The organism is Companilactobacillus paralimentarius (assembly GCF_963227125.1).
GTDB classification, from domain to species: Bacteria; Bacillota; Bacilli; order Lactobacillales; family Lactobacillaceae; genus Companilactobacillus; species Companilactobacillus paralimentarius.
Genome location: NZ_OY724131.1, coordinates 398,735 through 411,656, shown reverse-complemented (window position 1 = coordinate 411,656; position 12,922 = coordinate 398,735). Strand labels below are relative to the sequence as shown.

General features: G+C 35.1%; 13 protein-coding genes and 1 pseudogene. 8 read left to right on the top strand and 6 right to left on the bottom strand.

The features are described from left to right. Positions 1 to 14 precede the first annotated feature (14 nt). Positions 15 to 1,739, bottom strand: coding sequence for a pyruvate oxidase (locus ACI6PB_RS01930; RefSeq protein ID WP_404327681.1), 1,725 nt, complete (start codon positions 1,737 to 1,739; stop codon positions 15 to 17). Between the two features lie 193 nt (positions 1,740 to 1,932). Here ACI6PB_RS01930 and ACI6PB_RS01925 point away from each other — a divergent pair, with 193 nt between their 5' ends. Next, positions 1,933 to 2,454, top strand: a complete 522-nt coding sequence (locus tag ACI6PB_RS01925) for a DUF308 domain-containing protein (protein ID WP_309510490.1) — start codon at positions 1,933 to 1,935, stop codon at positions 2,452 to 2,454. 1 nt (position 2,455) lies between these two features. Here ACI6PB_RS01925 and ACI6PB_RS01920 read toward each other — a convergent pair whose 3' ends face one another. Continuing rightward, positions 2,456 to 2,824, bottom strand: coding sequence for a PaaI family thioesterase (locus ACI6PB_RS01920; protein WP_025084780.1), 369 nt, complete (start codon positions 2,822 to 2,824; stop codon positions 2,456 to 2,458). A 113-nt stretch (positions 2,825 to 2,937) separates the two neighbouring features. Here ACI6PB_RS01920 and ACI6PB_RS01915 point away from each other — a divergent pair, with 113 nt between their 5' ends. The 3 genes from ACI6PB_RS01915 (at position 2,938) to ACI6PB_RS01905 (ending at position 6,382) form a co-directional block, all read left to right on the top strand. Next, the gene (locus tag ACI6PB_RS01915; RefSeq protein ID WP_404327680.1) at positions 2,938 to 4,392 is read left to right on the top strand and encodes an AMP-binding protein; all 1,455 of its coding nucleotides are present in this window, start codon (positions 2,938 to 2,940) and stop codon (positions 4,390 to 4,392) included. 176 nt (positions 4,393 to 4,568) lie between these two features. Next, positions 4,569 to 4,994 carry a MarR family winged helix-turn-helix transcriptional regulator gene (locus tag ACI6PB_RS01910; RefSeq protein WP_404327679.1) on the top strand — a complete coding sequence of 142 codons (426 nt, stop codon included), beginning with the start codon at positions 4,569 to 4,571 and terminating at the stop codon, positions 4,992 to 4,994. Beyond that, positions 4,994 to 6,382 (top strand): DHA2 family efflux MFS transporter permease subunit, encoded by a 1,389-nt coding sequence (locus ACI6PB_RS01905; protein WP_034543904.1) that lies wholly within the window; start codon positions 4,994 to 4,996, stop codon positions 6,380 to 6,382. Before ACI6PB_RS01910 ends, ACI6PB_RS01905 begins: the two co-directional genes overlap by 1 nt. Here the strand turns inward: ACI6PB_RS01905 and ACI6PB_RS01900 are convergent. The 3 genes from ACI6PB_RS01900 to ACI6PB_RS01890 form a co-directional block, all read right to left on the bottom strand. Further along, positions 6,370 to 7,122, bottom strand: a complete 753-nt coding sequence (locus tag ACI6PB_RS01900; protein WP_025084776.1) for an alpha/beta fold hydrolase — start codon at positions 7,120 to 7,122, stop codon at positions 6,370 to 6,372. The two genes, ACI6PB_RS01905 and ACI6PB_RS01900, sit on opposite strands and share 13 nt — an antisense overlap. A gap of 73 nt (positions 7,123 to 7,195) precedes the next feature. Next, a complete protein-coding gene (locus tag ACI6PB_RS01895; protein ID WP_148299151.1) occupies positions 7,196 to 7,471 on the bottom strand; it encodes a hypothetical protein in 276 nt (91 codons plus the stop codon). Between the two features lie 1,050 nt (positions 7,472 to 8,521). After that, positions 8,522 to 8,800: a hypothetical protein gene (locus tag ACI6PB_RS01890; protein ID WP_025084774.1), complete on the bottom strand. Its 279-nt coding sequence runs from the start codon at positions 8,798 to 8,800 to the stop codon at positions 8,522 to 8,524. A gap of 102 nt (positions 8,801 to 8,902) precedes the next feature. On the opposite strand from ACI6PB_RS01890, the gene proB reads away from it, so the two are divergent. The 4 genes from proB to ACI6PB_RS01870 all read left to right on the top strand — a co-directional run bounded on the left by proB (position 8,903) and on the right by ACI6PB_RS01870 (position 12,052). Continuing rightward, complete coding sequence (gene proB / locus ACI6PB_RS01885) at positions 8,903 to 9,715, top strand: glutamate 5-kinase (RefSeq protein ID WP_404280862.1); 813 nt, start codon at positions 8,903 to 8,905, stop codon at positions 9,713 to 9,715. A gap of 16 nt (positions 9,716 to 9,731) precedes the next feature. Next, complete coding sequence (locus ACI6PB_RS01880) at positions 9,732 to 10,157, top strand: MarR family winged helix-turn-helix transcriptional regulator (protein WP_404280860.1); 426 nt, start codon at positions 9,732 to 9,734, stop codon at positions 10,155 to 10,157. Positions 10,158 to 10,341: 184 nt separating this feature from the next. Beyond that, complete coding sequence (locus tag ACI6PB_RS01875; RefSeq protein ID WP_025084771.1) at positions 10,342 to 11,589, top strand: glutamate-5-semialdehyde dehydrogenase; 1,248 nt, start codon at positions 10,342 to 10,344, stop codon at positions 11,587 to 11,589. After that, on the top strand, positions 11,570 to 12,052 hold the full coding sequence (locus tag ACI6PB_RS01870) for a GNAT family N-acetyltransferase (protein WP_404327678.1): 483 nt from the start codon (positions 11,570 to 11,572) through the stop codon (positions 12,050 to 12,052). The genes ACI6PB_RS01875 and ACI6PB_RS01870 overlap by 20 nt, the downstream gene beginning before the upstream one ends. A 24-nt stretch (positions 12,053 to 12,076) precedes the next feature. Here the strand turns inward: ACI6PB_RS01870 and ACI6PB_RS01865 are convergent. Continuing rightward, positions 12,077 to 12,919: pseudogene (locus tag ACI6PB_RS01865) on the bottom strand (IS3 family transposase); the annotation flags it as partial. Positions 12,920 to 12,922 lie beyond the last annotated feature (3 nt).

Here is a 12,922-nt window from a genome sequence, read left to right as displayed (position 1 = left end):
TTTGCATCTCGATTTTATAAGAATGAACGTAAAATTTCTTTCATTGGTGGTAATTCTGGCAAGCTCTTCTTATCAACAACGTGACCAAAACCAAATTTAGCATAGCCTTGGGCCTCATCCATCATAATTTTACCAGGAAGTGGAGCCTCATCATTAACTGCTACATCCAAAAGAACTGGTTTTTCAGGGTTACGATACTTGGCAATTGCTTCAGAGAACTGTTCATCAGTTGTGATTCTCTCACCGATACCGCCACAGGCTTCAGCAAACTTGGCAAAATCAATATTTGGTAAACTAATACCGTAATTTTGTTGTCCAGCTGATTGTTGCTCATATTCGATAAAGGCTAGGAGTTTGTTATTCAAAACTACAAATAGCATTGGCAAGTTATATCTCACCGCCGTTGCAAAGTCCTGCATTACCATTGAAAAAGCACCATCACCAGCAATCGCATAAACTGGTCGATCAGGCATATCCATCTTGGCCGCAATTGCGCCTGGCAAAGCACATCCCATAGTTCCTAACCAAGCTGAAATGGTATACATCTGACTAGATTTAGCAGTTAAGAATCTAGCGCCAAAAGCAGTTGAAGTACCGACATCAATTGACCAAACAGTGTCTCGAGGTGCACTCTTACTAAGATTGTGGAACATCAATGATGGCAAAACACCATCATGCTTCTTAGAATATACGTCATGCATCCAACTGTGCCACTGACCAATCTTTGATACAGCCAAGTCTAGGAAGTGACGTTCTTTGACTGGTTCACCTAATTCATTCCAACGACTCAAAACTTCTTTAGTATCACCTTGAATAGCCAAGTTGACGTGACGACGTTTTCCTAGACGATCAGCATTGATATCGACTTGAATGGCATCGACTTTCTTATTCAAATATGGTGCGTAAGGATAATCAGTTCCTAACATAATTACCAAATCAGCTTTTTGCATCATTTCAAAGGCTGGTTTAGTTCCCAATTTACCTAATTGGCCTAGGTTATATGGATGATCGTCATCCACCATCCCTTTGGCAGGCATCGTCAAAATGATTGGCAATTTATATTTTTCAATAAACTCTTTTGTTTCAGCCTTTGCATCTTTAATACCAACACCAGCTAGTACGATCGGATTAGAATGAATCTTCATTATTTCTACAGCTTGTTTGATCTGATCATCATTAACTTTATAATCGTCTAACTTGAAGTTATCAACATTGGGAGTAAAGTTGTCCTTAATCATATGAGCTGGAATATCATCTGGAATTGTTAAAACAGCGACACCTTTTTTAGCAATGGCTGTTCTAATCGCTTCATCCATGATTCTTGGTAACGATTGTGGATCCATGATAATTTTGTTGTAGACGGCAACATCTTCAAACAAAACGTGCGTATCAACTTCTTGGAAAAAATCAGTATTCAATAACTTTGATTGAACCTGTCCTAAAATTGCTAGAACAGGTGCATGATCCATTTTAGCGTCATACAGACCATTTAGTAGATGAATTGCCCCTGGTCCACCGATCGACAAACAGACGCCTAAATTGCCTGTTAATTTAGCATGTGCGGCAGCTGACAATGCAGCCACTTCTTCATGCAAAACATGTGTAAATTTAATTTTATCTTGTGAACGATACAAAGCATCAATTGTTGTATCAACGGAATCACCCGGTATTCCGTAAATGTTATCGACACCCCATTTTTCTAAAACTTCAACCATTTTATCAGATGCACGAATACTCATAATTGTCCCTCCTAGTATCAGTTACCTATACCGTACCATAACATTTTCACAATAAAAGCAATATGCTCACGTCCCGACATATCAATTTACTTATATTTTGATAACTCAGTTTGTGAATATTATTCTTATCAGTAATTCTATTTTTTCAATTTTCTGTTATCATATATTTAGACATTTTTAGGGGGATCACAATATGGTTAAGCAGTTCCAACTTTATCGTTGGTTGCGATTTATTTTTTTATTGGTGGCAGGTGTCTTAATTGTCATTGCACCGATAAAAAGTTTCGACATCATCATCTATATCGTTTCCACTTACATTGCTATCTATGGCGTACTATCAATTATCGATGGTTTAAGCATTCGTAAGAGTACAGGGGAAAACAATATCGCTATCGGATTAGGAGTTGGCGCTTTATTTTTGGCTCTAGGGGTTTTGCTATTTGCACGTTTCTTTGTTAATCTAGTGCCACCAGTTTTAGGTATCATCTTATTAGTCAATGGCATCAACCAATTTCGGGATTCTCATGAGATGACAAAAAGAGTTCAGATAACACCCTACTTGGACTATTTTTACTCAGCCCTTCTAATGCTTGCAGGTATTGTGTTTATTCTGAACCCTTCTAAAACAATTATTTTTATTTATCAATTATTCGGATTAAGTCTAGTTGTACTAGCCTTTTTCGAAATTATAAACTCCAGAATCTATCGTCATTAAGTTAGATCTGGATTTTTTTTAAGGTAATAGTACTTAAACTGTTGGTAATAGCACTATCCTCATAATGAATCGTAGCTTGCCATGTTTGAATATTACTACCATTTCTGATTGAGATTGCTTCTACTTGAATCTTACCGATTTTCAATGAATTGAGGTTATGGAGCGACACACTCAAAATGGCAGCTGTATCATTGTTTTCCATATTCAAATTAGCCCCAATACTAGCGGCCGTTTCCGACAGCATGGCATTGATGCTACCAGCTTTTTTTTCTTCCATTTGTAGATGTTCGTCATTGATATCCATCTGCAAAACTACTTTATGTTTTCCTTCTTCAACTACTTCAATTCCTAAATCATTTAGCAAACTCATTTTTTACCTCAATTTTTTTCATAATTAGTTAAAATTTTATTCTTCAAATGTTTTACAATCAAGTTATAGCAATTTTAATAATATCAAATTACTAAAGGAAAAGAGGTCACATTTTGGAAAACTGGCTAGTCAAACGTGCAAAATTAGACCCAAATAAGGTGGCTTTAATCCTAGAACATGCAGATTTCACCTTTGAAGAACTAAATGTGTGTGTTCAGCTATTTGCTAGCAAATTATTCACTAGCGGAATTCGTAAAAATGATCCTGTAGCATTATTTTCCGATAATTGTTTCAACGGTTACGTTGCCATTCTAGCACTTCAACAATTAGGTGCACGGACAATCATGCTTGACACTGAGCTTTCCTTTGATTCATTGAACTATCAAATCCACGATTGTAAGCCTAAAACTATCTTGATCAGCGATTCTGCTCCAACAGAAGCAGTTACTAAAATTAACTGGTCACAGACTTTAATGTCCGATATTTTAAGTCTTAACAAAAGTTCTGATTACGTGCCAGTTTCTGAATTCGACAATAATCAGGTTGCAGCTATTCTCTACACCCCTAATGATAACAATGATATCGGTGTTATGCTGACTTATGGCAATTTTTTCTTCTCTGCTATGGGAACTTCTTTGAGTTTAGGCATTAGTAAACAAGATATTTGGGTTTTAACGCTACCAATTTTCAATGCTCCTGGTTTCTCTGTCATTATGCGCTCACTAATTTATGGTATTGGTGTTTACTTAATTGACGGCTTTGATATTAATCAGATAAACAAGGTTCTTATCAACGAACGGGCCACCATAATTTCGTTAACACCAACAATGTTGCGGGATTTATTAAATACTTTGCCTAAAGGAAAAAACTACAATTCTAAATTTCGTTGTGTTTTCTTAGGATACGGTTTAGTCGATAATTGGACTATCTTGCGTTGCAACATGCTTAACATCCCTGTTTTGCAATCATACGGAATGACTGATACAACTTCCAATATTGCTGCTTTAAGTTTTAATGATGCTGAAGCAAAGACTGGATCCTGCGGACAACCTTTTTTTACAGAACAAATAATAATTACCAACATCAATCAAGATAATATTGGTTGTATTGAAGTTAAATCGCCTACCATCGCCATCGGTTATCTCAATAAACGTCAATTGTATCAATCACGCTTTACTAAAGATGGCTTCTTTAAAACTGGTGACATGGGTTATTTAGATGAAGATAATTTTCTTTACGTCAAAGGACGCAAGTCTGAATTGATTTATCGAGGCAATAAAATTATTTATCCACGTGAAATCGAAAATATTTACCGTAGTATCAACGGCATTGTCGATATTTGTATTGTTGGAATTGATAATAATTTAGAAAAACAAGTTCCAGTGGCTTACATTGAATTAAAACCGAATGCTTATCTTAGTGGCGCTACTCTAGAGGAATTTGGTCGACACAATTTAATAGATTATCAGGTTCCTACTGAATTTCGTTTAGTTGATAAAATTCCTAAAACTACTAGTGGCAAAGTTTTACATACTAAATTATTTGAAATGAGATACAAAATTTTATAGACATTAAGAATCTTGTAAGGCTAGTTACATATAAGCCTCACAGGATTTTTTTAATTATGATTAGTATAGAATTTAATCTCTATTGAATAGAATATATTTTATATTGCATTCAAAAAAATAGGAGAGTAAGATAGATAATCGTTAGACATCTAACGATTATTTTGAAGAGGTTTCTTATGACATCAAAAAACACCAATACCTTACTAAAGATTGCATCCACTCAACTAACTCGTCGCTTTGATGCCTTTGCTAAAAAGTACGACACCACTTGGGTTCAGATGTCGATTATTGACTTTCTAAGTCACCATAAAGATCAAGAATTATTCCAACGTGATATTGAACAGGAATTCTACATTCAGCGTTCAACCGCTACTATCACTCTCCAACGAATGGAAAAAAAGGATCTAATTCTTCGCGTACCGTCAACATTAGATGCTCGTCAAAAATCAGTTTACTTAACTGACAAAGCGCATGCACTTGAAGAAAAAATCAGTACATATATGCTACATCAGCAACAAGCAATAGAAGCAAACTTCACCACTGAAGAATTAACTACTGTTGAAAAATTTCTCAAATTTCAAGCCTTTCAGGAGGAAAAATAATGGAAAAACAAGAAAAAATACCGTTAAAAGTTCTACTAGCAGTTATTGCAGCAGGACTAATGTCATTTTGTGGGGTCATTGTTGAAACTTCAATGAACATTGCCTTTCCCACCTTGATGAAGGAATTCAACATCACTACTTCAACGGTTCAATGGATGACTACAATCTATCTATTAGCCGTTGCCATTATTGTTCCTTTATCATCATTTTTTAAACGTAATTTTAGAACTAAAACTTTATTTATTTACGCAAATCTCTTCTTCATTCTTGGAGTTCTAATTGATTCCGTAGCTCCTATTTTTCCTGCACTTCTTTTAGGACGTGTTATTCAAGGACTAGGAACTGGAATTGCTCTACCCTTGATGTTCAATATTATTTTAGAGAACGTTCCTGAAAGCAAAATCGGTTTGATGATGGGACTAGGAGCCTTGATCACAGCCGTGGCCCCTGCAATTGGACCTACTCTTGGTGGTTTAGTTGTCAGTTCCCTTGGTTGGCGTTATATTTTCATTATTTTACTACCTATCTTGATTATTTCCTTCTTCTTAGGAATTAAGAACATCAATCAAAAAATTCCCTTGCAAAAGTCCAAATTTGATTTGCCAAGTTTAATTGCTTTGATTCTAACTTTTACTGGTCTTATCTTTGGTTTCAGTAACATGAGTCAAATGAGCTTAATCGTTATCTTAGCTTTTGTAATTGGAATTATTGGTTTAGTCTGGTTCATTCTCCGCTCCAACAGTCTGGCTGAGCCATTATTAAATTTAGGTGTCCTCAAGAATCACATTTTCAGTGGTCACCTATTCAGTTTCTTCTTATTTCAAATCCTATCTTTGGGCTTTGCTTTTATTTTGCCTAACTATATTCAATTAGTTAATGGAAATAATGCCACGATTGCTGGTTTAGCAGTGCTTCCCGCTGGTGTCGTTGGTGCTATTCTAGCTCCTTTAGGTGGAAAGATTCTGGATGAAGTCGGTGCCAGAATTCCCATTCTATCCGGTGTAACCTTAGCTAACATTTCTCTGATTATCTTCACGATCTTCAGTCTGAAATTAAATAACACGATGATTATTTGGTTCTACATTATCTATATGTTAGGCATGGGCATGTCCTTTGGTAATATTATGACGGATGGTCTCAAATACCTTTCAAATAACGACCAAGCCGACGGTAATGCTCTATTCAATACCCTTCAACAGTTTGCTGGAGCCACTGGTACTTCAATCGTATCCGCAATTATTGCTCAAAGCCAAAATAATTCTCATTTGAGTACTGCTGCATCAACTGCCATCGGTACTCAACATGCTTTCATCGTTTTAGTAATCTTAGGATTGATCAATCTTTGTATCTTATTTATCTTTGTACCCAAAACAAATCATTCCAAATAATACTCAAAGAAGTTAGCAATCTTATCCATTAATCTCGGTTCCACCAAATGCCCCGCTCTGTAACCAGTAATAAAAGCTACTTGTTCGCCATAAGTTTTTCCCTGTAAATTATCGAAGAAATCTTTTGACATGCGATAAGGAATTCGTGGATCCTTAGTTCCATGCCAAAATAAAACCGGACGACGATTAATCTTTTCAGGTTGACTGTTGAGATCATAATTATCGATCCAAGCTATTAATTTATCAAAATCGACTGGCATGTATAAATTACGTTTTTTCGCATCATCAATAATCAATTGAGCATACCCTTTTAAGTTAGGTGTACCCATGATTACTGTTGCAGCGGTAATCTCTGGATGTTGTGTCAATAAAGCAGCCGTAGTGATGCCACCCATTGAGTAACCACCAACACCGATTTTTTGATCTTTGATTAAATTATTTTTTTGATAATACTGACAAATAAGAGAGAATTCGCTGAGATTGCCTTGAATACTGTTCCAGAAAGTCACTGAAGGCACTGAAGAAACATCCGCATGACGTTCCCCATGATTAGGTGCATCAGGTAAAACGACCCGAATATTCTTCTGTGCTAACTTTCTAGCCTGTGTTAAAACTTGTTCTTTAGCCGATCGCCAACCATGATAGAAAATCACTAATGGTAAAGGTTCATTAATTAGTTCTTCTTGTATAACTTCTAATGTTGGCACATCTTGGATAGATCTAGGAATTATTTTTAACATTTTGCACCTCATGATCATAATATATCTCATCAGACACAAAAAAAGTAGGAATATAAAATATTCCTACAGTATGTTATATATATGGCAAATTACGATTTTTAATTTTAAACAATAATTCTTCTACATCACGATTGTGACGATGACCCGTGTTGAGATCATATTCAATCAAATCATGTCGGAAGTTATTCAACTCGTCTTCCAAACTGTCATTATACTCTAGTAACTCCAAGTGCTTGAATACTAGATTTATTAATGATCCTTCACAACCCAAGTTAAAAGATCCAACAGATTCCTCTACTGATCGAATAAAGTTATCACGTTCAACACTAGAAATGCGTACTTCTTTCAAAGTCATACCACCCTTCTCTATAAAATATCCTCAATATGCAATAATCTCTCTTTATCAATGTCCATTATGTATCAAAATGTCATTAATATGCTTCCAATTTTATATAAAATACTTATACTTTTCTGAACAACTTATATAATATCAGTATTCTACATGTACTTAGATTATGACATTCAATGTATCCCCTGTCATTGACGTCATCAAATACAGCAAAATAGTGTATTTAATTTATGATTCTTTTTAAAATCTTATTTTTTTGCTCAAATTATTTTCCTGAATTGTAGAAATAAATTTATATCAGACTTATAATTAATTTGGTTATATAGGCGAGATGTATTAACCTAACAATGTTTCATTGTTATCCTTTTAGAGTAGTACTCCTTCTCAACTGCTTAGGAATCAGAGTTAGTGGTAGGCTCTGGTTTAAATTTCTCGCAAAATAAAGGCTAGTGGTAGGCCTTTATTTTTTTGCTCTAAAACGCATAAACATTGGATAAGACCAATTCTCGAAAATAAAGTTTACAAATATAGACTTACTATTTTATATTTAAAACTAAAGTAGCAGAATTACAAGCCTACATTTGTAAATTACGTTTTTTTATTAATTTTAGAATTAATATTCCGTCCTCCGCAACAAATCCAATTGGTCTGGAACGCTGTGGACACAGATTTGAGCTAATTGAAGTTCACAATTATCTCAAATACTGGTCTTGTCCTAAGTGGAAAATCCACTAAGGACAATTTCACGGCTGAGACCAATTGGATTTGCTACTTCGAACTAGTAAACACATTCTATGTATTGTCTCTTTTCCAAATTTCTAAAAAAATGGATGCTGCTTTTAATTTAACTAACAGATAGCTATCTATTAATTACCTCAATATAAATAATAGAAACAGAATTCAGTCCGGAACAAAAATCGGGAATGTACTCAACTATGAAGTTTAAACAATAAAAAATAAGAACAACTTCCATCAAGAAACATTCAAATATATAACGTCTTGAATACTTAATAGAAGCTGTTCTTTTGATTTGGAATCTCAAAATACTATTTATTTTTTATTATATTCAGGATCATCTAAATCCCGTTCAATATCTACACCATATAACTTGTTAACAGCTGAATCTTTAGGGGCTGGATGAACAACTACTATTGCAATAGCTCCTTTACTACTTACATAACCGACAAAAGTGGTTACTTCCTCTACATAATAAGCTAAACCATCCGTATGAATAATGTATTGTCCAGCCACGGGCATACTTTCAATGTAAACTTTATTCATTCTGATATAGTCGTCGCCTTCGTGAAGTACGATTAATACTTTATACAATTTAAATACACCCTTTTCTTATTTCACTTCTTGCCTTAGCATAATAATATTAGTGGTAAATAGTCAACAATCTTAATCAATTATTTTTAAAGGATGGAAAAAATGCAAAATAAGCGCCAAATTTATGGTGACCGAATCGTAGTCAAAGTTGGTACTAGCACTCTGATTCGTCAAAATAGCAAAATCAATCTAGAAGTTATTAAGGAACTAGCTCATGTACTTAGCACTTTAAAGAAAGATGGTAAAGATGTCGTTCTCGTTTCATCTGGAGCTATTGGTGTCGGTATGGGAGTACTGGGAATCGATAAGCGTCCAATTAAAATCTCCAAACAACAAGCCGTCGCAGCTGTTGGTCAAGCTGAATTGATGCAAATTTATAACGAGGCCTTTCACGAATATGGGATGTCAGTTGCCCAAATGTTGATCACTCGTGATATAATCGATTATCCCGAAAGTCATACTAACGTGATGAATAGTTTCCAAGAATTGATGTCTATGGACAATGCTATTCCTATCGTCAACGAAAACGATACTGTCACCGTTTCCGAGTTGGATCATCACACTAAATTTGGCGATAATGATCAATTATCCGCTATCGTAACTAATTTGGTTGATGCTGACTTGTTAATTATGTTGTCAGATATTGATGGTTTCTATTCGGCAAATCCGCTTAAAGTTCCCGATGCTCATTTAATCAACAGTATTAGTAAAATTAATCCTGATATTATTGCAGCTGCAGGTGGACATGGAACCAAATACGGCACTGGTGGTATGACAACTAAACTAAAAGCCGCAGAACTAATTTTGAAACATAACCAGCAGATGGTCCTTACAAATGGTAAAAATCCTGATGTTATCTTCAATATTCTTTCCGGTGATGCAGTTGGGACTCTCTTCTCCAAAAACATTCAATGATCCCTAGGAGGAAAATATGAATAACGAATATCCAATTGTCAAAGCTATCGTTACTTTGATTACCAGTTACAAGAACCTCGTTACTAAAAAGATTCGTCCCTTAGGACTCTACCCTGGTCAAGATATGATCTTACTGGAATTATTCAAAAATAATAATATTTCACAAAATAAATTAGTCACCACTTTATGCGTTGATCATTCAACTATTGCCAAATCGATCAGTCGCATGACCAAAACTGGCTTAGTAACAACCTCTAAATCTAAAAAAGACAAACGTATAACTCTTGTTAGTTTGACTGACAGTGGCGTACAACTGGCTCAAAAACTTCAGGCCATCTTATTAGAAGCAGAAAAAACTACTACTAAGGGTTTGAGTACTGAAGAACAACGTCTCTTTTTAGAAATGATTGGTAAAATTAGTCAAAATATTAGCAACAGTTAAATATGTTGACAGCCACATAAATTAGAGTAGAATACTAATTACGTTGACAGCAAACACAACGCAAATAAATTAAAATTACTTAGACAAGAAAATAGTGGACATAAGTCCACTATTTTTTTGCTATAACTACTTTTTCCAATAACTGATATACTTAAAACATTAGAAAGCGTTTTAGGAGGATACAATGACTAATCTCGAAGAAATGGGCCAAAAAGCCCAAGATGCTGCCTTTGAATTAGGACAACTAGGTTCCAAAGAAAAAAATACGGCCCTTTTGACTATGGCTGACAGTTTAGTATTGAATACTAAAGAAATTGTTGCGGCCAACAAAGAGGACTACGACAAAGCTAAAGAAAATGGTACTAAAAAAGCGATGCTCGATCGTCTATTGTTAACACCTGATCGCATCAATGATATGGCTAATGGTTTACGTCAGGTGGTCGAACTACCCGACCCTATCGGTAAAGTGGATCGCGGTTGGCAAACAACTAGTGGACTCGACATTACTCAAGAACGTGTACCTTTAGGTGTTATTGGGATGATCTACGAAGCTCGTCCTAACGTTACCGTTGATGCTGCCGGTTTGTGTTTCAAAGCCGGTAACGCTGTTATTCTGCGCGGTGGTAAGGAAGCCATCAATTCTAACATTGCCCTCTCAGAAACTTTACGTCATGCTCTTCAAAAAGTCGGTATTAATCAAGATGCTGTTCAATTAATCGATGATGTCAGTCATGAAACAGCTCAAAAGATGATGGAGTTGAATCAATACATTGATGTTTTAATTCCTCGCGGTAGTGGGAAATTTATCAAGATGGTCGTCGACAAAGCTAAAGTTCCTATTATTGAAACTGGTGCTGGTAATTGCCACATCTATGTTGATAAGGATGCTGATCTAGACAAAGCCCTCAAGATTATCATCAATGCAAAAGTTCAACGCCCTTCCGTCTGCAATGCCGCTGAAAAAGTAATTTTACATCGTGATATTGCTAATCAATTCTTGCCTGAACTTTATGATGCCTTACAAGCTAACAGTGTTGAAGTTCGTGGTGACACTTTATCTAAAGCCATTGTGCCTGACATTGTACCTGCTACCGAAGAGGACTGGGGTACCGAGTATGATGACTATATTATTGCCGTTAAAATCGTTGACTCAATTGATGATGCTATTAAGCATATCAACAAATACAACACTAAACATAGTGAATCCATTATTACTGAAAACTACAGTAGCAGTCGTCAATTCATGAAACAAATTGATGCTGCAGTTGTTTATACTAATGCTTCAACTCGATTCACTGATGGACAACAATTCGGCTTTGGCGCAGAAATTGGTATCAGTACACAAAAACTTCATGCCAGAGGTCCTATGGGTGCCAACGAATTAACAACGACAAAGTATTTGGTACAAGGCGATGGACAAATCAGAAAATAGAATTCAAACTATCAACCAAATTACCAATAAGCACATGCAACTATTTTTAGAGGCCGATCCGTCTCAAGAAATAATTGAAAGCTATTTGCCGCGGGCCCACAAATTTGAATTAGTCTGTGGAAAAAGTTTATTGGGTGTAATTTTACTGTTAGACACTCATCCACAAACAGTGGAAATTGTGAATATTGCTGTGGATGAAAATTTTCGTAATCATGGTTTAGGTGAGGATTTAGTTAACTTTGCTTGTGATTGGGCTAAAAATCATAATTATAAAACAATTGAAATTGGTACTGGCAGCACTAGTTTTGCACAACTATACCTTTATCAAAAATGTGGTTTCCGAGTTGTTAACATTGATTCCAACTTTTTTGTTGATAACTATTCCGAACCAATCATCGAAAATAAACTAGTTTTAAAAGATATGATTAGACTCAAAAAGGTACTTCCTTATAAAGTGCAATAAAAAAGTTAGACATTTTTATAAGTTTTAAAAAATCATGGATTGTTCCCTGTATTCTACAGGGGACAATCCATTTTTGTTTAAAGAAATACGTTTATTGTTGTACCAATTGATATATTTAGCGACTATGTTCTTTAATTCGGTTAGGTCATCGATATTATACCTATAAAGACATTCTCTTTTGAGCAGATTAAAAAAACTCTCAATTGGGGCGTTGTCGTGACAATTGCCTTTTCGAGACATACTTTGTTCAATACCCATTGTTTTTAGGGTATCTCGATAATATTTGAGCTGATAATGCCATCCTTGATCAGAGTGAAGGATTGGTTTTAAAGAGGGAACTATATTTTGCTTCAATTTTTCTAGAGTATCTAATATTAGTAATTTATTAGGGCTCAAACTTATTGAATAAGATAATATTTCGCCGCTGGCCTGGTCCAGCACGGCGGATATATAGCCCCATTTGTCTTTACGCAAACGTATTTGAGTTACATCTGTATGTAATACTTTTAAAGGTTCTGTCTCAGTAAATTTCTGTTTGATTGTATTAGGAACTATTTTTCCAAGGTTACCTCTATAGGAACAGTAACCGGATGTGTGTTTTGAAAAAATAACTACTTTTAATTTAAGTTTGGTCATTAAATGCCGAATTGTTTCTGGAGAATTTTTGAATCCGACCTTGAGAGACTCTTTCCAGATTCGACGATAACCGTAGGTTGAGTTTGAATCGTGATATGTTTTAACAATAAAATCTTTTAGTTGAGCGTATTTATCTGTTTTATCAGTTTTACTAAGGCGTTCATAATAAGTTGATCTTGGTAGATCGACCTTAGTTAATAACTCATTCAACTTGTATTTTTTAAGTAATGATTT